We start from the raw sequence: 19,726 nt of genomic DNA, 5'->3' as shown, positions 1-19,726 counted from the left end.
GTTCCTCATCCGCACAGGAGTGCCCATGCAACACGGTGTTCACGCCGCTCGGCGATGGTTGACTGCGGTGTCGGCCGCGCTCACCCTGGGGGCGGGCGCGCAGGCGCAGGATGCCCTGATTACCTTCACCAGCACGCGTGACGTTGGCCAGACGGTCGCGCAATTGCGCACCGGCCTGGCAGCGCATGGCATGACGGTCTTTGCCGAGATCGACCATGCCGCTGCCGCCCAGGCTGCCGGTCTGGACATGCCCCCGACGCGGGTGCTCATCTTTGGCAACCCCAAGGCGGGCACGCCATTGATGCTGGCCGAACCCGACTTGGCGCTGGATTTGCCGCTGCGCGTGTTGGTGCGGGAGCGTGCGGGCCGGGTTGAGGTGTTGATGCACAGGTTGCCCAGTCCGGGGTTGCCGGCCGACCGGCAAGGCGGACTGGCCGCGGCCGCCGATCTGGTGGCCAGGAGCATGGGCCAAAAATAAGGTTCATCGAGGAATACCGGGGAATGCAGACCGGATCTTGAGGAAGAAGTACTCCTGATCGCGGTAGCCGTAGGCGCGGCGCTTGATGACTTTGATGGTGTTGTTGATGCCCTCGACGATGCTGGTGTTGAGCCGGTGGCGACAGCGAGACAGAATCCCGTGCAGATAGGCTTTTAGCTTGAGCGCGAAGTGAGCCAAGGCGGCGATGCCGCTGCCCTGAGCCTGTTGCAGCCAGTGATCCCATGCCTGGCGGGCGTAGCCGGGGTGTTGGTAGAACCACAGCTGTTTGAGCTCATCGCGCATCAGATAAGCGGTGAGCAAGGGCTGGTTGGCCTGGAGCAACTCGTCCAACTTTACCGATTGGCACGGATCGAGGTTTTTGCGATTGCGCAGCAGTAGCCAGCGACTGGACTTGATCACCCGGCGGGCCGGCTTGTCGTGCCGCAACTGGTTCGCTTGGTCTACACGCACCCGGTCTATCACTTCACGGCCGTACTTGGCCACGACGTGGAACAGGTCGTAGACGATCTCGGCGTTGGGGCAGTTGGCCTGGATCTCCAGCTCATAGGCCGTCGTCATGTCGATCGCTACGGCCCGGATCTGCTGGGCAACTCCTGTTGGCAGTTGTTCGAAGAAGGCTCTGGCCGTCTCGCGCGAGCGGCCATCACCGATCCATAGCACCTGACGGCGGATCGGATCGACAACGACCGTGGCATAACGATGGCCCTTGTGTAGAGCGAACTCGTCCATCGCTAGGTAGTGGATCTGGCTCCAGTCCGGCTCTTGGATCGCCCGTCGCAGCAGGGCCTTGTCCAGCGCCTTGACCGTGTGCCAACCCAGTTGGAAGAAGCGCGCCACGGCCAGAATGTTGCTGGACTCAAGCAACTGGCTGACCGCCTCGGCCAGCCGGTCGGTCACTCGCTGGTAACGGCCCAGCCAGCTCAGCCTCTCCAGATGCGGTCCACCGCACTGCTCGCACCAGACCCGCCGACGCGGCACTACCAGCGTCACTCGCAGCGCCATTAGCGGCAGATCCCGCACCCGGCGCGTGGTCGTCTCATGCACCTGCCGACATCGGTTGCCGCAGTGCTCGCAGTGCATCGTTCGCGCTGAAGGCTTCAGGTAAATCGTGACCGTCCGGCTCTCACCTTCAGGCCACACGACCCGCTCCACCCGATAACCTTCCCACCCACCCAACCTCTCGATCGTCTTGCGGTCCAGCATGATCCCGGCCTTGATCCTTGAAAAATCAAGGATCAAGCGTAACGGCAATCAAGCACGGCTCCACGCTATTCCGCGATGAACCAAAAATAATAGGGACGCGGCTGCTGCAACCCGTTGGAACCGGAACTTTGTTGCAGTGCAGGGGTCGAATTAGCACTCAAAGATTTGGAGTGCTAACATCAAGCTGATGCCCGTTTACCCCTCGTTCCATGGAGGCCGCAATATGAATTCAGCCAGTCCCTCGTTGGCCACCTCGGGCAACGCCTTGGCCTTGGCGGTTGCCAATCCCGGTGCGTTGGGCACGATCGATGCCTATATTTCGACGGTCAATCGCCTGCCAGTTCTCACGCTCGAGCAAGAGTCCTCGCTGGCGCGCCGTCTGCGCGATGGTGACGACCTCGAAGCCGCCCGCGAACTGGTGCTGTCGCACCTGCGCCTGGTGGTGTCGGTCGCTCGTCAGTACCTGGGGTACGGATTGCCGCATGCCGACCTCATCCAGGAAGGCAATGTCGGCCTGATGAAGGCCGTCAAACGTTTCGACCCCGAGCGCGGGGTGCGTCTGGTTTCCTTTGCCGTGCATTGGATCAAGGCCGAAATCCACGAATACATCATCCGCAATTGGCGCCTGGTCAAAGTGGCCACCACCAAGGCCCAGCGCAAGCTGTTCTTCAATCTGCGCAGCATGCGCCCGGATGGTCAGACGCTCGATACCGAGCAGGTCGACCGTATCGCCCGCGAACTCAACGTCCGCCGCGAGGATGTCAGTGAGATGGAGGTTCGCCTGTCGGGCCGCGATCTTTCGCTCGAGAATCAGGACGATGACGATGACAGCTATGCGCCCATCGCGTATCTGTCGGACGAATGCCGCGAAGAGCCCACCCGTGTGCTTGAGCGCAAGGCGCGCGATGATTTGCAGGGCCAGGGCCTGGCCGATGCCATCAAGGCGCTGGATGCGCGCTCGCGCCGCATCGTCGAAGCCCGTTGGCTGCAGGACGACGGCGGTGCCACGCTGCATGAACTCGCCGCGGAGTTCGGGGTGTCGGCCGAGCGCATCCGCCAGATCGAGGCGGCGGCGCTGAAAAAAATGCGTGGCACGCTGGCGGCTGCCTGATCGCTGCCTTGCCAAGCGAAATGCCTGCCCCTTCGGGCAGGCATTTTTCATTTGCGGCGCATGAATACGGCAGCAGGCCTTGGGGGTCCGACACTGATTGATACAAAATCGGCGCCGATCAGGGACCTCGGCCAGAAACTTATGGCCCGCGGCCAGGACTAATAAGCATAGACAGCAAGCTGGGTTTGTCTTGCCGTTTTGTCGTCCGTCTCGGCTTCTCCTCTTTCCCCTCCCCTATGAGACGGACGGTTTACGGGGCACCTACGCATATCGGTGCCCCGTTTTTTATTGTCTGGGATCCACGCGCCTGCCGCTCACGCCGCGCTTTCGAGCGGCAGGGGTTCGTCGCGCAGGGCGGCCCAGGTCGCGGCATCCAGGCGTCGAACCCCGGTGGCAATCGAGCCGTCGGCGTAGAGCTTGAGCCAACGGTAGCCCGGCGCTTGCGGGTCGACGGCGTAGTGGCCGTTATCCAAACGGAACTGAAAGCTGGTCGATGGCGTGCCGAGCATGCGCAGGTGATGATGCCGGCAGTCGAACTCCTGGTGGATATGGCCCCATAGCGCGACCCGCGCTTGCGGATGATCCGACAGGCGCGCGAAGACCGCCGCGGCATTGTCGACCATGAGGGTGTCGTGTTCGGCGCCTTCGACGCGGGCAAGGTTATGGTGCAGCGCAACGAGAACATGGCGCTCGCCCGCTTCCCGCAGGGCTTGGTCGAGCAGCGCGAACTGCCCCGCGTCGATGTGGCCAAAATCTTGCCCGGGGACCGTGGAGTCCAACATGATGATCCGCCAGCCCGGCAGATCGTGTACGGGTTGTGACCAATCGCTCAACTGCTGGCGCATCTGGCCGGCGGCGTCGTGATTGCCCATCACGCAGCGCACGGGGTGTGCCACGTCCCGCAGATGCGCGCGCAGCCGCTGGTAGGCCGCCGCGCTGCCATCCTGGGCGAGGTCGCCGGTCAGCAGCATGAGATCGGGGCTGCCCTCTTGCCGCCGGGCGAGGTCGAGCACGGCGCGCAGGCTGGCATCCGTATTGACGCCGAACATGCGCGCTTGCGGATCCTGCAGCAGATGCGAGTCGGTCAATTGCAGTAGCAAGGCCGGTGCATCCTGGGGGCGTGCGTCGAGCGGAGCAGAGAGCAAAGGCCTCTCCCAGTATTGGAAAGCGCCAACGTTAGCGAAAAAACGGTCGATAGGCGTGGTTTGCCACGGCGACAGGCGTAACCAAGTGTGGGCGTCTGCCGGTCAGCGCGCAACGCACACGCGGCGGGTTCATGGGAAAAAGACGCTATCCTTGGGCCTTGACCTCTTGCGCCACCGCGCCTTCCCATGGATATTGGATTTCTCGTTTTCGGCCTCGCCGGCTTGCTGACCCTGATCTGCTTCATGCCACCGTTGGCTGGCCGTCTGGGGCTGCCCTTCTCCGTGCTGCTGGCCATCGTGGGTTGTTTGCTGGGTATCGGCATCCACCTGCACGGCTGGGCGCCGCCGGTACTGGGCGACCTGCTCGACACGATTGAACGCTTCGAGATTTCTTCCGAAACCTTTCTCATGGTTTTTCTGCCGGTGCTGTTGTTCGAGACGGCGCTGTCGATGAACGTGCGCCGCTTGATGAACGATATCGGCCCCATCCTGATGATGGCCATCGTGGCCGTGGTCGTGTGCACGCTGGTGGTGGGAGTGGCGGTCAACGCCGTGTCTTCCTATGGGCTGCTGGTCTGCCTGTTGCTGGGCGCGATCGTAGCGACCACGGACCCTGCTGCGGTGGTGGGGATTTTCCGTGAAGTGGGCGCGCCCAAACGGCTGACCACGTTGGTCGAGGGCGAGAGCCTGTTCAACGACGCGGCATCCATCGCGCTGTACTCGGTGCTGCTGGCTGCCCTGGGGGGCTCGGGAGAAATTTCGGCGAGCGCCGTTTTCAATGATTTCATCGTCCACTTTCTGGGAGGCGGACTGGCCGGCTGGCTGATGGGACGCCTGGTCTGCTCGCTGTTTGCCTGGCTGCGCGGGTATCCCACCGCCGAGATCACGCTCACGCTCACGCTGGCCTACCTGTCTTTTTTCATCTCCGAGCATTATTTGAATGTTTCCGGCGTGGTGGCCACCGTCGTGGCGGGGCTGGTGGTCGGGTCGACGGGCCGCACGCGTATGTCGCCTACGACCTTCGAATACCTGTCCAACTTCTGGGGCCAATTCGGCTTCTGGGCCAACTCGCTGATTTTCGTGTTTGCCGCCATGCTCATTCCCAAGCTGATGGCGGCAGCCGATTGGCAGGAACTGCTGCTCGTGGTGGTGGTGTTTGTGGCGACCCTCGTGGCGCGTGCCATCGTGGTCTTCGGCTTGTTGCCGCTGTTGCAGATATTCAAGATTGGCGCCGAGGTGAGCAACCCCTATAAGAGCGTCATGCTCTGGGGAGGGCTGCGGGGCGCCGTTTCTCTGGCGCTGGCTTTGGCCGTCACCGAACAGACCACGGTGCCGGAGGAGGCCCGCCAGTTCGTGGCCGTGGCCACGACCGGCTTTGTGTTGGCGACCTTGTTCATCAACGGCATCAGCCTGCGGCCCTTGATCCGCATGCTGGGTTTGAACCAGCTCTCGCCCGTCGAGCGAGCCATACGCAATCAGGCGCTGTCGGTCGCGCTGGAAACCCTGCAAGGCAAGACGGATGAGATTGCCAAGGATGACCATATCGCGCCTGAGGCGCGCGATCGCATCCACGCCGTGTTCGATGCCAGCCTGACGGCCGTGCATGACACTCAGGTGGCGCGCATGAGCGTGGAGCAGCGCACGGCGGTGGGCCTGGCCATCGTGGCGCGGCACGAAGAAGAAATGTTCTTCGACATCCTCAAGGCCCAGATCGTCGACTGGCGCATGGCAGAAAGCTTGCTGGCGCGCGCCGAGCGTCTGGAGGACGCCGTGCGCACGGGCGGCGTCAACGGTTTCGAGCAGGCCATCGTGGCCGATGTGCGTTATTCACATGGCTTTCGGCTGGCGTTGCGGGTGCATTACATCTTCGGCTTTCAGGGATGGCTGGCCCGCGAGCTCAGTCAACGGTTTGCCAATCTGCAGACCAAGCGTTCGGTGGCGCAGCGCCTGATGCAGTTCTCGCGCGAGCAGATCGGGCCGTTGCTTGGCGATGATGCCGCGCAGCAGATTGTCGCGGCGCATCAGCGGCGCCTGGATTTGGTTGACAACGCGCTGCAGGCGCTCAATTTGCAGTACCCGAGCTATGCGCTGTGGCTGCAGGAAAGCTACCTCGACCGCGTGGCGCGTGAGCTCGAGCGCATACGTTATCGCGACATGCTCGAACAGTTCCTGATCAGCGGTTAGGTGTATGCGGATTTGATGGCGCAACTGAAAACGCGCTGGGAGCATATCGACCATCACCCGCCCCTGGATATCGAGCTGAGTTCGGCCGAGCTCATCAAGCGGGTGCCTATTTTCGAGGGGCTGAGTCCGGACTCCTTGCGCGCGATCTGCAAACTGCTCAAGCCGCGGCTCGCTCTGCCCGACCAGCGCATTCTTGCCCATGGGCATCACGGGCAGGAGATGTGCTTTGTGGCCTCGGGCGCGGTGGTGGTGCAATTGCCCGACCATACGACGGTGGAGTTGGGCAGTGGCGAGTTTTTCGGTGAACTGGCGCTGCTGGGCGATGAGCACATCAATGCCGATGTGCGGTCGTTGGGCTACAGCAAGCTGTTGATGCTTTCGGCGCGCGACCTGCATGCCGTGCTGGCGCGTGACCCGGATCTGCGCGAGCGTATCGATAAGGTGGTCAAGCAGCGGCTGCGGGCAATCGAGGTCTGGCGCCAGTTTTCGGAAACCGGCCAAGTCTATCCTCCCGGGGTCAAGCCGCCGGTCAAGGAAGCATCAGCGGACACGGCCCCAGACGGCCCGCGTGCGGAGTCGGATTGACGACCCGGCCGCCTCAGGGCGGCCGTATTCATGTTGCGCTGCGATACCGGATGTCATCCAGGATGACCAGCGCTGCTTCCAGCGTGAACTCACCCGCCTCGATGCGGTCAACGACCTGCCCCACCTCCAGTGTGGCGATCTCCATGACTTCGCCATCCCGGTTGGCGGGACGCGTGGCGTCGTCGAGCACACACGTGCTGTTGAGCAGGGCTTCGACCTGATAGCCCTCCGGCAAGCGCCGCTGCATGCGCAATACGGTACGCAAGGGGCTGCGCTGGCGGATCTGCTCGGGCTCCAGGCCGGCCTCCTCGGCGCATTCGCGCACCAGGGCCTGGTCCAGCGACTCCTGGCTGCCCACCAGCCCGCCCACCAGGGTGTCCCACATGCCGGGGTCGGTGGATTTGGAGAGTGCCCGTCGCGCCACCCACAGACGGCCATCCGCCGTCCAGGCATTCAGGTGCACGGCAAAGGTGGGCAGCCCCAGCGGCCGCATGGCGGCGCGCTCGATGGCGCCCAAATGCAGGGATTCGGCCGTGATGTCGAGCAACTCATCGCGCCAGCCGCGCAGGCAGCGCGCCTGGCGCAGGGTCTGGGCCACCTTGGCCAGCGCGGCATCCAAGGCCGGGCCCGGAGCCAGTTCGGGCAGCAGGTGCAGCGCATCGTCGTCGATGTTGACCAGACCACTATCGCGCAAGGCATCGCAGGCGGCCAGCGTGGCCCAGCCGCAGCGCTGGCCGGCGATGTATACCGGCCTGGCTTGCTCGGGCGGCGGCTGAATCGCCTTGTCGCGCAACGTGGCCGACAAACGATCCAGTCGATCGGGGGCAGGAAGAGAAGGCAGTCGAAGCATGAAGCGGAGTTTAGTTCACGGTATAGTCTAGGGCCCGGTTGGGCCGGGCCGCGATGGCCAACGGCGCAAACAGGCGCAGCAAGCCATGTTTATTCAGAGGCATTATCCAGGCATGGCATTTAAATAGCCGGCAGGCAAGTCTCGCTATCTAGAACTTACACAAGATTTAACCTGTAGCTATAATTCCGCGGTTTTAGATGTGTTATGTGTGGGAGCGACAGGGTCTGTTGTCTTTCGCCTGGTTCGTGACTACCGTCTAATAATTGCGCGTTCCCTGCCTTCCGGCGGCCCGTACGGCGTGCGGCGGTATTGGGCCATCCGCGCCATGTTTCGAGGTAAGCATGAAGATGTGGAGAGGGTTGCTGGGAGCTGGTGCACTACTTGTAGTGACCTGCTCCCCGTGATTAGTACGAAATCGATGTAGAGTCCGTTCCCAAAGGAATGGCAATGAAGAAACGATTTACGGAAGAGCAAATCATCGGCGTGCTCAAGGAAGCCGATGCAGGTGCCAAGCCCGCAGAGTTGTGCCGCAAGCACGGAATCTCCGAGGCAACGTACTACAACTGGAAGGCGAAGTTCGGTGGCATGACGGTGTCGGACGCTCAGAGGCTCAAGGAGCTGGAGCAGGAGAACAACAAGCTCAAGAAGCTGTTGGCCGAGTCGATGCTGGACAAGGCGGCGCTTCAGGATCTGCTAAGCCGAAAGTAGTCAGCCCGCAGGCCAAACGCGAGGCGGTCAGGACATTAATGACCGAGCGCAGCATGGGTGTTACCCGGGCCTGTGGGCTGGTAGGAATTTCGCGGTCGCTGTTTGCCTACGAGAGCACACGCTCAGGCGATGCTGCGCTGACCGAGCGCATGAAAGAGATGGCAGTGGCGAAACGACGCTACGGCTATCGGAGGATCCATGTGCTCTTACGTCGCGAAGGCTGGCAAGCAAATCACAAGCGAATCTGGCGGCTGTACAGTCTGGCAGGGTTAAGCGTGCGAAAACGAAAGCGTAAGCGAATCGCGGCGACCGAGCGCGTGGTTCGCCCAGCGGCAATCGCGCCGAATCAGAGTTGGTCAATGGACTTTGTGGCCGACGGCCTAGCCTATGGCCGCCGATTCCGCTGTTTGACTATCGTCGATGACTACACTCGCGAATGCCTGGCCATCGAGGTCGATACGTCGTTGCCGGGACTGCGTGTTGCCATGGTGCTGCAACGGCTGGCGGAGATGCGTGGCCTGCCGCGATCTATTACCGTGGACAACGGGCCAGAGTTCGCCGGAAGAGCCTTGGACGCCTGGGCCTACCAAGCAGGCGTAAAGCTGTCGTTTATTCGGCCGGGTAAGCCGGTGGAGAACGCTTATATCGAAAGTTTCAACGGCAAGTTCCGCGACGAATGCCTTAACGAGCACTGGTTCTTGTCCCTGCGACAGGCTAAAAGCTTGATCGAAAACTGGCGAGTCGAGTACAACACCGATCGGCCTCACAGCGCGCTCGGATATTTAACGCCGGCGCAATTCGTGCAGGCTCATCAGAAAGAAGGTCTTTTACCCCTGGGCTCTATGTCGGTGCCGTACTAAATCTGGGGGCAGGTCAGTTCCGGTCAACAAGAAGGTGCGGGTGGTGCTGACCTCGGGCGATGTGATCCACTCGTGGATGGTGCCGGACTTCGGCGTCAAGCAGGATGCCATTCCGGGCTTTCTGCGCGACACCTGGTTTCGTGCCGACAAAGTGGGCGCTTATCGTGGCCAGTGCGCCGAGCTCTGTGGCAAGGATCATGCCTTCATGCCCATAGTGGTGGAGGTCAAGTCGCAGGAGGATTATGACGCCTGGGGGGGCCGAGCAGAAAAAGCTCATGGCCGCGCAAGCCGACGATCCCAATAAAACGTGGACGAAAGAAGAGCTGATGGCGCGCGGCGAGAAAGCCTACACCGGCTCCTGTGTGGCCTGTCATCAGGCCAACGGAAAGGGCATCCCGGGCTCGTTCCTTGCCCTGGACGGCGACCCCGTCGTGCTCGGCCCCAAGGCCGCTCAGATCGCTACCGTGCTCAAAGGCCGGCCTGGCACGGCCATGGCTGCTTTTGGTGGCCAGTTGAACGACGTCGACATCGCGGCGGCCATTACCTATACGCGCAATGCCTGGAGCAATGCAGGCAAGGGAGAGGACCCCGCGGTCCAGCCCAAGGACGTCGCGGCCGCGCGCTAGGTGTGAAGATTCAATAGGTTGTATGCATGGTTCATCCGAACCGGATTTGAGAAACTGGAAATCGCCAACCCCCCAGTTCACTCAAGGAGCCCGGCCGGATGAACACCCATAAGCATGCCCGATTGACCTTCCTACGTCGCCTCGAAATGGTCCAGCAATTGATCGCCCATCAAGTTTGTGTGCCTGAAGCGGCCCGCACCTATGGGGTCACCGCGCCGACTGTGCGCAAATGGCTGGGCCGCTTCCTGGCTCAGGGCCAGGCGGGCTTGGCCGATGCGTCCTCGCGCCCGACGGTCTCGCCCCGAGCGATTGCGCCGACCAAGGCGCTGGCTATCGTGGAGCTGCGCCGCAAGCGGCTGACCCAAGCGCGCATCGCCCAGGCGCTGGGCGTGTCAGCCAGCACCGTCAGCCGCGTCCTGGCCCGCGCCGGTCTGTCGCACCTGGCCGACCTGGAGCCGGCCGAGCCGGTGGTGCGCTACGAGCATCAGGCCCCCGGCGATCTGCTGCACATCGACATCAAGAAGCTGGGACGTATCCAGCGCCCTGGCCACCGGGTCACGGGCAACCGACGCGATACCGTTGAGGGGGCCGGCTGGGACTTCGTCTTCGTGGCCATCGATGACCACGCCCGCGTGGCCTTCACCGACATCCACCCCGACGAGCGCTTCCCCAGCGCCGTCCAGTTCCTCAAGGACGCAGTGGCCTACTACCAGCGCCTGGGCGTGACCATCCAGCGCTTGCTCACCGACAATGGCTCGGCCTTTCGCAGCCGCGCCTTCGCCGCGCTGTGCCATGAGCTGGGCATCAAGCACCGCTTTACCCGACCTTACCGCCCACAGACCAATGGCAAGGCCGAACGCTTCATCCAGTCGGCCTTGCGTGAGTGGGCTTACGCTCACACCTACCAGAACTCCCAACACCGAGCCGATGCCATGAAATCCTGGCTACACCACTACAACTGGCATCGACCCCACCAAGGCATCGGGCGCGCTGTACCCATCTCCAGACTCAACCTGGACGAATACAACCTATTGACAGTTCACAGCTAGGCGCGGCCTCCCCGCTGTTTTAAGAAGCTGTTTCCATCGATACAGATATAACGCCGGTCCCCCTGGACAGGGATCGGTGGATCAGCAGGAAGGAGTCCACCATGAGCAGCGTCATAGTCGATCACGTCTCGCCCGGTGCAGGCCACGACGACCATCAGCACGATGACCACCACCACGCCGTCCCAACCGGGTGGCGCCGCTGGCTGTTCGCCACCAATCACAAAGATATCGGGACGATGTATCTCATCTTCTCGTTCGTCATGTTGCTCGAAGGTGGCACGCTGGCGTTGCTGTTGCGCACCGAACTGTTCGAGCCCGGCCTGCAATTCTTCCGGCCCGAACTGTTTAACCAATTCACGACCATGCACGGTCTGATCATGGTGTTTGGCGCCATCATGCCGGCCTTTGTGGGCTTTGCGAACTGGATGATTCCGCTGCAGATAGGTGCGTCGGACATGGCCTTTGCACGCATGAACAACTTCAGCTTCTGGTTGTTGCCGGTGGCCGGCCTCATGCTGACGGTGTCGTTCTTCGTGCCGGGAGGGGCCACGGCCGCGGGGTGGACGCTGTACGCGCCGCTGTCGGCGCAGATGGGCCCGGGGATGGACCTGGCGATTTTCGCGATGCACATCATGGGCGCTTCGTCCATCATGGGGGCCATCAACATCATCGTGACCATCTTGAACATGCGCGCGCCTGGCTTGACGCTGATGAAGATGCCGCTGTTTTGCTGGACCTGGCTGATCACGGCGTTTCTTCTGATCTCCGTGTTGCCGGTGCTGGCCGCGGCCATCACCATGGTGCTGACCGACAGGCATTTTGGTACGGGGTTTTTCAATGCCGCAGCAGGCGGCGACCCGGTGCTCTACCAGCATGTGTTCTGGTTCTTCGGGCATCCCGAGGTCTACATCATGATCCTGCCGGCGTTTGGCATCGTCTCGGCCATCGTGCCGGCTTTGGCGCGCAAACCGCTGTTCGGCTATGCCTCGATGGTCTATGCCACGGCCTCCATCGCCGTGCTGTCGTTCATCGTGTGGGCGCATCATATGTTTACCACCGGCATGCCGGTGACGGGTCAGCTCTACTTCATGTATGCCACCATGCTGATCTCGATACCGACCGGGGTGAAAGTCTTCAACTGGGTCGCGACCATGTGGCGCGGATCCATGACGTTCGAGACACCGATTCTGTTTGCGGTGGGTTTTATCTTTGTGTTCACCATGGGCGGGTTCACGGGGCTGATCCTGTCGGTAGCGCCCATCGATATCCAGGTGCATGACACCTATTACGTGGTGGCGCACTTCCATTACGTGCTGGTGGCCGGATCGCTCTTTGCCCTTTTTGCGGGCACCTATTATTGGTTGCCCAAGTGGACCGGGCATATGTATAGCGAGAAGCTCGGCAAACTGCATTTCTGGTTGTCGCTGATTTCATTCAACGTGACCTTCTTTCCGATGCATTTTCTCGGTCTGGCCGGCATGCCGCGTCGCTACGCCGACTACGCCGCGCAGTTCACGACCTTCCATCAGATCGCCACGATCGGTGCGTTCTGGTTCGGGTTGTCGCAATTGATATTCCTGTGGGCGGTGATCCGCTGCTACCGTGGCAAGGGCGAAATCGCACCGGCCAAACCCTGGGACGGCGCCGAAGGGCTGGAATGGACGGTGCCGTCGCCCGCTCCCTTCCACACCTTTGAAACGCCGCCGCAAGTCAAATGAAGCCGGTCATGACTGCGCAGCAGCGTCGCCGCAATCGGATCGCCGGATGGCAGGGCAGTAGAACCATGAGCGAGGATCTGCATCAGGCCGCACAACGCAAGCTGAGTTTTTTTCAGACGCTCAAAGCGGTGGCCTGGGCGTTTTTCGGTGTGCGCAAGGGCGCGGGTTACCGCGAAGACATCGCCCGGTTGAATCCCGTTCATGTGATTCTGGCCGGCCTGTTGGGTGCAGGGCTGTTCGTTATCGTGCTGGTGATGGTCGTGCGTTGGGCGGTCAGCAGCCTGACATAAGCAACTCAATACTTTCGTTGCAGGGAGACAACCATGGGTGCAAGTCACTCCGCTCAAGGCAAAGATGCGCCGTACTACTACGTGCCGGCCGACTCCGGCCATCCCGTGCGCACCGCACTGGCCCTGCTGGTCGTCGGCATGGGCGCGGCGGCCTGGGTCAACGGGGTGGGCTGGGGCAAGTGGGCCGTTCTGGCCGGCTTCCTGGGTGTGGTTACGGTGCTGTATTTCTGGTTTGGCGATGCGATCGCCGAGTCCGAGAGCGGGCTGTTTAGCAAGCGCGTGGATCTTTCCTACCGTTGGGGAATGGGCTGGTTCATCTTCTCGGAGGTGATGTTCTTCGCGGGCTTTTTCGGCGCGCTCTGGTATGTACGCACCATCACCACGCCCTGGCTGGGCGATATGGACCACCGGCTGATGCTGTGGCCCGATTTCCAGGCAGTGTGGCCCAACTTCGGGCCGGCAGGCGTGGTCGAGCATTTCCAGACGGTCGGTCCGTTCTGGTTGCCCACCATCAATACCGCGCTCCTGTTGACCTCGGGCGTGACGCTGACCATCTCGCACCATGCGCTGCGCGCGGATCACCGCCGTACGGCCGTATGCTGGTTGGCGGCCACGGTGCTGCTGGGCTTTGTCTTTGTGATCTGTCAGGCTTACGAATATCACCATGCCTATACCGAACTGAACCTGAAGTTCAATTCAGGGGCTTATGGTTCGCTGTTTTACATGCTCACCGGATTTCACGGCTTTCATGTGATCCTGGGTGCAACCATGTTGACCGTGATCCTGGTGCGCTTGTGTCGTGGGCATTTCACCGCCAACCATCATTTTGGTTTTGAAGGCGCGGCTTGGTACTGGCATTTCGTGGATGTGGTCTGGCTGGGCCTGTACCTGTTTGTTTACTGGTTTTGACCGCCGGCCGCAGCGCCATGCCCTCCGACGGCGGGGGCATGCGCGTTTGGCATCAGCGCAAGCCCGTGCTTTGTATCCAGCCAAAATGATTGGCCAGGAGCACGAACAGAAAAAGCGCCACGGACAGTCCGATGCGCACGGTGAGCGCATTGACTGTGCGGTTGGTACTGCCTTTATCCTTCATCAGATAGAACAAGGCCGACCCCAGGCTGACCAGGATACCGATGAAGGCCACGATGACAATGACGCGCATTCCGGCCTCCGCTGAAAACAAAATTATTGCAGAGATGGCACGCCCGCATTCGCCCCGGTTTACCCTGATTTCCCTGTTTCTGCTGGCGGCCGTTGTCGCAGCCTGTTTGTCGCTGGGCGCCTGGCAATTGCGCCGCGCCGAAGCGCGCAAGGCGGTGTCGTCGGCCATCGAACGCGGCCGCAGCCAGCCGCCCGTGACCTTGAACGCGGCAGGCGGATCCGGCGATTTTTCGGCCTGGCGCCCGGCGCGTGCTCAGGGCCGATGGCTGGCGCAATACAGTGTCTGGCTGGATAACCGCAACCAGGACGGGCGCCCAGGGTTTTGGTTGGCCACGCCTCTGGTGCTGGCACCGCAGGCCACCGCCGTGCTGGTGTTGCGCGGCTGGGTGCCGCGTCAGCCCGGTGCTACGCCGCTGGCGCCTGCCACGCCTGCGGCCGAGGTGACGGTGCAGGGCGAGCTGGCCAGCCATGTGCCGCGCCTGTTCGAGCTCTGGAACATGGGCGGCGGCGCCACGTTGCCCGTGCGTCTGGCGCCCGGACAGTTGCCCACGGTGCAAAATCTCGATCTGCAAGCGTATGCGCAGGCGACCGGGTTGAAATTGCTGCCCATGGTGCTGATGCAAACCTCCGATGCCGAAGACGGACTGCTGCGCGCGTGGCCTGAGCCTTCGGTCGACTTCCACCAGAATCAGGGCTATGCCCTGCAATGGTTTTCCTTTGCGACCATTGCCGCATTGGCCTGGGTGGCGGTGGCCTGGCGTGCCTGGCGCCGCCGGGCCCGGCCATCAACGTGAAGCCCGCCATGCGACGTAAAGCCTCTTTGCTACCTCTGGTATTGATTTTTCTCTATGCCCTGGCCCCTATTTTGGGAGCCGTGCTGGTCTACCACAACCCGCAGTGGTGGCCGCAGGATGCCAGCAACTACGGCAGCCTGGTCCAGCCGCAGCGTCCCCTGCCCTCCGGGCGCGAGCTGCAACTGACCACGCTGGACGGCAAAGCCTTCGATCCCGCTTCTCTGAAAGGGCAGTGGCTGCTGATCTCGGCCGATCATGGCGAGTGTCTTCAGGCGTGTGCGCGTAAACTATTCGTCGCGCGCAATGCGCATGCCAGCCAGGGCAAGAATGTCGATCGCGTCACGCGGGTGTGGTTCGTCACGGACGAGGCGGACATTCCCCAGAAGGTGCTCGATGCCTATCAAGGCACCCTTATGCTGCGTGCGCGCGCCGATCAATTGGCCCGCTTTCTGCCGCCCGATACGGCCGGCGGCATCCTGGGCCCTATCTGGGTGGTTGACCCGCTGGGCAACCTGATGTTGCAGTTCCCCGCCGACGCCGATGGTGTCAAGGTGCGCAAGGATCTCAGCAGGCTTTTGTATAACTCGCGTATTGGCTGAGTTCATGGACCGCATCATTGAGCGTTATCGCCGACTGGTTTTCTTTACCTGGTTTCTCACGCTGGACCTGATCATGTTCGGCGCCTTCGTGCGCCTGACCGATTCCGGGCTGGGCTGTCCCGACTGGCCGGGCTGCTACGGCAAGGTCACGCCGTTGGGCGCCCTGTCCGACATCCATCGAGCCGCCAGCGACATGCCCTTCGGTCCGATGACGCTGTCGAAGGCCTGGATCGAGATGATCCACCGTTATGTGGGCGCGCTGCTGGGCCTGCTCATTATCGCCATCGTCTACATGGCTTGGCGCTACCGGCGCCAGTTGGGTCGTTCGCCGGCCTTGGCAACGGCCGCATTGGTGGCGGTCTGTGTCCAGGGCGCTTTCGGCGCCTGGACGGTGACGCACAAGCTGATGCCGGCTGTGGTGACGGCTCACCTGGTGCTGGGCCTGTCGCTGCTGGCCCTGATGACGTGGCTGGCCGCTCGTGAGCGGCCTCATCTGCCGGTGCCGGCCCTCGCCGCAGGTCTGCGGCCGTGGATGGCGCTGGGCCTGATCCTGTTGGGCGTTCAGGTCACGTTGGGCGGCTGGGTCAGTACCAATTACGCGGCGCTGGCCTGCATGGATTTTCCCACCTGCCACGGCCAATGGCTGCCCGAGATGGATGTTCACGGCGGGTTTTCGGTGATCCGCGCCCTGGGCGAACTGCCTTCCGGCGCCATGATCTCCCAGAGCGCGTTGACGGCCATTCATTGGGTGCACCGCAATTTCGCCCTTGTTGTCTTCGTCTATATGGGGATCTTGGCCTGGCGTATGCGCAGTCTGTCCGGTCTGTCGGGACCGGCCAGACTTATTCTGTTGCTGCTGGCTGCACAATTGGTGACGGGTCTGACCACGATTTTCTTCCAGTGGCCGCTGCTGATCGCGGTGCTGCATAACGGGGGAGCGGCCGGCCTGGTACTGGCCTCGGTTCTGGTTATGGTGCGGCTGGCGACGGCCGGCGGCCCACCCCTGCGCAGGCTTTGAGCGCGGGGGCGCTAAAATAGGCAAATCATGACGTCCATCGCTGCTTCCCAACCCGGATTGCTGCGCCAGTATTTCGTGCTGACCAAGCCGAGAGTCACACAGCTTGCTGTGTTCTGTGCCGTAATCGGGATGTTCCTGGCGGTGCCCGGCCTGCCCGATCTCAAACGCGTGCTGTTTGGCACCATCGGGATCTGGCTGCTGGCTGCCGCTGCTTTCGCTATCAACTGCCTGATCGAGCAGGAAATCGACGCCCGCATGGCGCGCACGGCCCGCCGCGCGACGGCGCGTGGCACGATTTCGCACACGCAGGTTCTGAGTCTGTCCGGTTTGCTGGGTGGCGCGGGCATGCTGGTGCTCTATCACCTGGTCAATCCGCTGACCATGTGGCTGACCTTTGCTACCTTTGTCGGCTATGCGGTCATCTACACCGTCATCCTCAAGCCGCGCACCCCGCAGAACATCGTCATCGGCGGGCTGTCCGGTGCGATGCCGCCGGCGCTGGGCTGGGCCACGGTGGCCAATGCCGTGCCGGCCCAAGCCTGGGTGCTGGTGCTCATCATCTTTATCTGGACGCCGCCGCATTTCTGGGCCCTGGCGCTTTACCGCACCCAGGATTACGTGAAAGCCGGGCTGCCCATGTTGCCGGTCACCCATGGCAGCAAATACACCCGTTTGCAGATCATGCTCTACAGCTTCACGCTGTTTGCCGTGACGCTGCTGCCCTATGCCATGCGCATGAGTGGTGTGCTTTATCTGTTGGCCGCCGTCTGTCTAGGCGCCATTTTCGTGGCCCATGCGGTGGGTTTGTACCGCCATTACAGCGATGAGCGCTCGCGGCGCCTGTTCCGCTATTCCATCCTCTATCTGGCGCTGCTGTTCGGCGCGCTGCTGGTGGATCACTGGGTCAGTGCGCTTCTGGTTTGATCTATCTGACGGGGATTTGCCTGATGTCTGTGTTTTCGTTCACCCGCCGCCAGGCGCTGCAGGCTATAGCCGCTATCACCGTTGCGGGCGCTCTGGCCGCATGTGGCGAAGCACCGCCGCCCTTCAAGGGCAGCGACATCACGGGCACCCAGTTAGGCAAGAGCATTGCGTTGACGGACATGAATGGTCAGCCGCGCACGCTGAAGGATTTCGCGGGCAAGGTGACGGTGGTGTTCTTCGGGTTTACGCAGTGCCCGGATGTTTGCCCCACGTCGCTGGCGGAAATGGCGCAGGTCATGCAGTTGCTGGGTCCGGATGCCGATCGGGTGCAGGTGCTGTTGGTGACCGTGGATCCGCAGCGCGATACCCCGGAAATTCTGCGGGAATATGTAACCAGCTTCGATAAACGTTTCCTGGCTTTGACCGGCAGCCCCGACGAGTTGCGTCAGGCCGCCGCCGCGTTCAAGGCCTATTACGCCAAGGTGCCCACCAAAGACGGTGGCTACACCATGGACCACACCGCGGCGTTTTACCTCATCGATGGCAAGGGCGAGTCACGGGTGTTGGCCAACAATACGCTGGGTGCCCAGGCCCTGGCCAACGACATCAAGCTGCTGCTCGACGGGCGTTGAGCCCGTGCTGTCTCAAGGCGTCTGCATGGCCGCGCGCCAGGCATCATAGGCCTGGCGGGCTGCCGGACCCAGTTCGTCCAGCCCCAGCGTCTGGCGCCGCGCCATGATCATCATCGCGTAAGGCGTGGCCAGAGCGGCGGCTTCGGCGCACAACCGGGCCTCTTCCCCTTGGGCGGGCCGCAGGTTGCGCCAATAGTTGATGGCTTGTTCGAGGTCGTTGAGCGGGATGACGGTATCCATGGCCTCATTGTCCCAGAATGCCGTTTTCTGTCCATCAGGAAGGCTTTGCAAAGCGTCACCATCGCAATAAGCCGAAATGACAGACGGTTGCTATACAACGGCCGTCGAGTCCTCCAAGAGAACATCATGAGCGCCAAGATTCCGATCGGCTCGCGCCGGATCCATCCCTTGCTTGCCGCCGCGGCAATAGCCATCATCGTGCTTTGCTCGGTGGGTGTGGCGGCCATCCTGGGGTGGTTGCCAGGCAGCCCGGCGCAAGACGGCGTGCCGCAACCCTCCGCGGCCATGCGTGCCGAGCAGGCCGCTGTCAGCGGCCCCGAAGCCGCCAACCTGGCTCCCGCGGCCGCCTGCCCCAGTTGCGGTGTCGTCGCGGCACTGCGGCAGGTTCAGGTACCCAAACGCGACAACAGCAACCACATCATCGGCACGGTGGCCGGAGGTGTGGTGGGCGGCGTGGTGGGCAATCAGTTCGGCGGTGGCCATGGCAAGGATGCGCTGACCGTGCTGGGTGCGGTGGGGGGGCGCTTTGGCAGGGCGTGAAGTCGAGCGTAATATTAGGCAGCAAGACACCGTGACTCAATATGAGTTGACCGTGCGCATGGCCGACGGCAGCAAGCGCCTGTTCCACAGCGCGCAGCCGTTCACCTATGGCCAGGGCGATGCGGTCCGAGTCGAAAACAATCAATTGCTGCCGCGTTGACGGGAGACCGAATGACTGATTCCAACCCCTTCGTCCTGCCTGGCATGGGCCAGGATTCCGAGCTCTCTGGCAATCCCTTGCTGGCCAGCATGGAAATGATGCGTCAGGCTTGGGCTGGCCTGGCGGGTCCGGGCGGGCTGGGCCAGAGCCTGCCGATGACCCCGCCCATGAATCTCGAAGATCTGGAGCGCCGCATCGCCGAGCTGCGCACCGTCGAAGGGTGGCTGCGGCTGAACCTGCAAATGCTGTCCAGTTCCATCCAGGGGATGGAGGTGCAGCGCGCCACCATTGCGACCTTGCGTTCCTTCGTCGGTTCGGCAGCGGCCACGGCATCGAACAGCGAGGGTGAGCCTTCGCCGCTCGAAGTCGCGTTGGGTCTTCGGTCAGCCAAGACCGACAAGCCGGCCCAGACCGTCAAGCCCGAGGCGCCCGCCGACAGTGCCGACGCCGCCGCGTCCGAGCCCATCAACGAGGCGGCCCAATCGGCCTCGCGCGCCTGGTGGGAGTTGCTGAACCAACAGTTCAGCCAGATCGCCGCGGCCACGGCGGCCACGGCGGCCAGTCTGCCCTCCATGATGCCGGGCATGGATGCCATGGCCCAGGCGGGTGCCGCTGGCACCCAGGGTAAGCCTGCGGCACCCGCCGCGGGCGCCGCGCCCAAGAAGGCTGCGCCTCGCAAAACGGCAAAAACCGCCGATTCGGCTCCGTCAACGGCCACCCCACGCCGCGCTCGAACGGCCAGCAAGGCCGTCCGCAAAACTCCGCGCGCCAGCTAGGCGCACCCTGTCAGCCTCATCACGGGCGCCCTGGCGCCCGTGTCATTTTTAAGA

General features: G+C 62.5%; 18 protein-coding genes and 3 pseudogenes. 16 read left to right on the top strand and 5 right to left on the bottom strand.

Going from position 1 to position 19,726, the window contains the following annotated elements; translation table 11 throughout:
• Positions 1-25 precede the first annotated feature (25 nt).
• On the top strand, positions 26-478 hold the full coding sequence (locus LK440_RS15680; RefSeq protein WP_005017632.1) for a DUF302 domain-containing protein: 453 nt from the start codon (positions 26-28) through the stop codon (positions 476-478).
• A gap of 3 nt (positions 479-481) precedes the next feature.
• On the opposite strand, the gene LK440_RS15675 is transcribed toward LK440_RS15680, so the two are convergent.
• Complete coding sequence (locus LK440_RS15675) at positions 482-1,702, bottom strand: ISL3 family transposase (RefSeq protein ID WP_005011985.1); 1,221 nt, start codon at positions 1,700-1,702, stop codon at positions 482-484.
• A gap of 223 nt (positions 1,703-1,925) precedes the next feature.
• Between LK440_RS15675 and rpoH the strand changes: the two genes are divergently transcribed.
• Positions 1,926-2,813, top strand: coding sequence for an RNA polymerase sigma factor RpoH (gene rpoH / locus LK440_RS15670; RefSeq protein ID WP_005017633.1), 888 nt, complete (start codon positions 1,926-1,928; stop codon positions 2,811-2,813).
• 314 nt (positions 2,814-3,127) lie between these two features.
• Here rpoH and LK440_RS15665 read toward each other — a convergent pair whose 3' ends face one another.
• A complete protein-coding gene (locus LK440_RS15665; RefSeq protein ID WP_005017636.1) occupies positions 3,128-3,913 on the bottom strand; it encodes a metallophosphoesterase in 786 nt (261 codons plus the stop codon).
• A 231-nt stretch (positions 3,914-4,144) separates the two neighbouring features.
• Between LK440_RS15665 and LK440_RS15660 the strand changes: the two are divergent.
• Positions 4,145-6,727: pseudogene (locus LK440_RS15660) on the top strand (cation:proton antiporter).
• Between the two features lie 28 nt (positions 6,728-6,755).
• Here LK440_RS15660 and LK440_RS15655 read toward each other — a convergent pair.
• Positions 6,756-7,577, bottom strand: coding sequence for an NUDIX hydrolase (locus LK440_RS15655; RefSeq protein WP_169510509.1), 822 nt, complete (start codon positions 7,575-7,577; stop codon positions 6,756-6,758).
• A 447-nt stretch (positions 7,578-8,024) separates the two neighbouring features.
• Here LK440_RS15655 and LK440_RS15650 point away from each other — a divergent pair.
• From LK440_RS15650 to LK440_RS15625, 6 genes and pseudogenes are all read left to right on the top strand, one after another.
• Positions 8,025-9,145 (top strand): IS3 family transposase gene (locus LK440_RS15650; RefSeq protein WP_101557886.1). Its coding sequence is split into 2 segments (ribosomal slippage): positions 8,025-8,277 and positions 8,277-9,145, totalling 1,122 coding nucleotides; the frame shifts between segments, so codons are not numbered across the junction.
• Between the two features lie 16 nt (positions 9,146-9,161).
• Positions 9,162-9,771: pseudogene (locus LK440_RS15645) on the top strand (cytochrome c oxidase subunit II); the annotation flags it as partial.
• Between the two features lie 98 nt (positions 9,772-9,869).
• A complete protein-coding gene (locus tag LK440_RS15640; protein WP_005017650.1) occupies positions 9,870-10,820 on the top strand; it encodes an IS481-like element IS481 family transposase in 951 nt (316 codons plus the stop codon).
• A 101-nt stretch (positions 10,821-10,921) separates the two neighbouring features.
• Positions 10,922-12,538 carry a cytochrome c oxidase subunit I gene (gene ctaD, locus LK440_RS15635; protein ID WP_005017651.1) on the top strand — a complete coding sequence of 539 codons (1,617 nt, stop codon included), beginning with the start codon at positions 10,922-10,924 and terminating at the stop codon, positions 12,536-12,538.
• A gap of 65 nt (positions 12,539-12,603) precedes the next feature.
• Entirely contained in the window at positions 12,604-12,828 is a 225-nt protein-coding gene (locus LK440_RS15630) for a DUF2970 domain-containing protein (RefSeq protein ID WP_005017652.1), read from the top strand.
• Positions 12,829-12,861: 33 nt separating this feature from the next.
• Positions 12,862-13,737, top strand: coding sequence for a cytochrome c oxidase subunit 3 (locus tag LK440_RS15625; RefSeq protein ID WP_005017653.1), 876 nt, complete (start codon positions 12,862-12,864; stop codon positions 13,735-13,737).
• Between the two features lie 52 nt (positions 13,738-13,789).
• Here the strand turns inward: LK440_RS15625 and LK440_RS15620 are convergent, their stop codons facing one another.
• Positions 13,790-13,990, bottom strand: a complete 201-nt coding sequence (locus LK440_RS15620) for a twin transmembrane helix small protein (protein WP_005017654.1) — start codon at positions 13,988-13,990, stop codon at positions 13,790-13,792.
• A 34-nt stretch (positions 13,991-14,024) separates the two neighbouring features.
• Here LK440_RS15620 and LK440_RS15615 point away from each other — a divergent pair, with 34 nt between their 5' ends.
• From LK440_RS15615 to LK440_RS15595, 5 genes are read left to right on the top strand one after another with little or no spacing between them, the layout of a single operon-like run.
• Positions 14,025-14,783: an SURF1 family protein gene (locus LK440_RS15615; RefSeq protein WP_005017655.1), complete on the top strand. Its 759-nt coding sequence runs from the start codon at positions 14,025-14,027 to the stop codon at positions 14,781-14,783.
• Positions 14,784-14,791: 8 nt separating this feature from the next.
• On the top strand, positions 14,792-15,382 hold the full coding sequence (locus LK440_RS15610) for an SCO family protein (protein ID WP_032826675.1): 591 nt from the start codon (positions 14,792-14,794) through the stop codon (positions 15,380-15,382).
• A gap of 4 nt (positions 15,383-15,386) precedes the next feature.
• Positions 15,387-16,400, top strand: coding sequence for a COX15/CtaA family protein (locus tag LK440_RS15605; RefSeq protein ID WP_025341295.1), 1,014 nt, complete (start codon positions 15,387-15,389; stop codon positions 16,398-16,400).
• Positions 16,401-16,427: 27 nt separating this feature from the next.
• Positions 16,428-17,324 (top strand): heme o synthase, encoded by an 897-nt coding sequence (gene cyoE / locus LK440_RS15600; RefSeq protein WP_005017660.1) that lies wholly within the window; start codon positions 16,428-16,430, stop codon positions 17,322-17,324.
• 23 nt (positions 17,325-17,347) lie between these two features.
• Complete coding sequence (locus tag LK440_RS15595; RefSeq protein WP_005017663.1) at positions 17,348-17,956, top strand: SCO family protein; 609 nt, start codon at positions 17,348-17,350, stop codon at positions 17,954-17,956.
• 12 nt (positions 17,957-17,968) lie between these two features.
• Here LK440_RS15595 and LK440_RS15590 read toward each other — a convergent pair whose 3' ends face one another.
• Complete coding sequence (locus tag LK440_RS15590; protein ID WP_005017666.1) at positions 17,969-18,196, bottom strand: DUF3717 domain-containing protein; 228 nt, start codon at positions 18,194-18,196, stop codon at positions 17,969-17,971.
• 126 nt (positions 18,197-18,322) lie between these two features.
• On the opposite strand from LK440_RS15590, the pseudogene LK440_RS15585 reads away from it, so the two are divergent.
• Together LK440_RS15585 and LK440_RS15580 are read left to right on the top strand one after the other, a co-directional pair.
• Positions 18,323-18,896: pseudogene (locus LK440_RS15585) on the top strand (glycine zipper 2TM domain-containing protein).
• Between the two features lie 11 nt (positions 18,897-18,907).
• Positions 18,908-19,672, top strand: coding sequence for a PhaM family polyhydroxyalkanoate granule multifunctional regulatory protein (locus tag LK440_RS15580; protein WP_005017669.1), 765 nt, complete (start codon positions 18,908-18,910; stop codon positions 19,670-19,672).
• Positions 19,673-19,726 lie beyond the last annotated feature (54 nt).

The sequence above is a fragment of the Bordetella holmesii genome (assembly GCF_020735985.1).
GTDB lineage: Bacteria > Pseudomonadota > Gammaproteobacteria > Burkholderiales > Burkholderiaceae_B > Bordetella > Bordetella holmesii.
The sequence above is the reverse complement of the archived record's forward strand: the minus strand, read 5'-3'. Positions and strand labels throughout refer to the sequence as shown.

Coding starts and splice junctions, on each gene's coding strand:
- LK440_RS15680 (WP_005017632.1), top strand. CDS start 26: ATGCAACACGGTGTTCACGCCGCTCGGCGATGGTTGACTGCGGTGTCG.
- LK440_RS15675 (WP_005011985.1), bottom strand. CDS start 1,702: ATGCTGGACCGCAAGACGATCGAGAGGTTGGGTGGGTGGGAAGGTTAT.
- rpoH (WP_005017633.1), top strand. CDS start 1,926: ATGAATTCAGCCAGTCCCTCGTTGGCCACCTCGGGCAACGCCTTGGCC.
- LK440_RS15655 (WP_169510509.1), bottom strand. CDS start 7,577: ATGCTTCGACTGCCTTCTCTTCCTGCCCCCGATCGACTGGATCGTTTG.
- LK440_RS15640 (WP_005017650.1), top strand. CDS start 9,870: ATGAACACCCATAAGCATGCCCGATTGACCTTCCTACGTCGCCTCGAA.
- ctaD (WP_005017651.1), top strand. CDS start 10,922: ATGAGCAGCGTCATAGTCGATCACGTCTCGCCCGGTGCAGGCCACGAC.
- LK440_RS15630 (WP_005017652.1), top strand. CDS start 12,604: ATGAGCGAGGATCTGCATCAGGCCGCACAACGCAAGCTGAGTTTTTTT.
- LK440_RS15625 (WP_005017653.1), top strand. CDS start 12,862: ATGGGTGCAAGTCACTCCGCTCAAGGCAAAGATGCGCCGTACTACTAC.
- LK440_RS15620 (WP_005017654.1), bottom strand. CDS start 13,990: ATGCGCGTCATTGTCATCGTGGCCTTCATCGGTATCCTGGTCAGCCTG.
- LK440_RS15615 (WP_005017655.1), top strand. CDS start 14,025: ATGGCACGCCCGCATTCGCCCCGGTTTACCCTGATTTCCCTGTTTCTG.
- LK440_RS15610 (WP_032826675.1), top strand. CDS start 14,792: ATGCGACGTAAAGCCTCTTTGCTACCTCTGGTATTGATTTTTCTCTAT.
- LK440_RS15605 (WP_025341295.1), top strand. CDS start 15,387: ATGGACCGCATCATTGAGCGTTATCGCCGACTGGTTTTCTTTACCTGG.
- cyoE (WP_005017660.1), top strand. CDS start 16,428: ATGACGTCCATCGCTGCTTCCCAACCCGGATTGCTGCGCCAGTATTTC.
- LK440_RS15595 (WP_005017663.1), top strand. CDS start 17,348: ATGTCTGTGTTTTCGTTCACCCGCCGCCAGGCGCTGCAGGCTATAGCC.
- LK440_RS15590 (WP_005017666.1), bottom strand. CDS start 18,196: ATGGATACCGTCATCCCGCTCAACGACCTCGAACAAGCCATCAACTAT.
- LK440_RS15580 (WP_005017669.1), top strand. CDS start 18,908: ATGACTGATTCCAACCCCTTCGTCCTGCCTGGCATGGGCCAGGATTCC.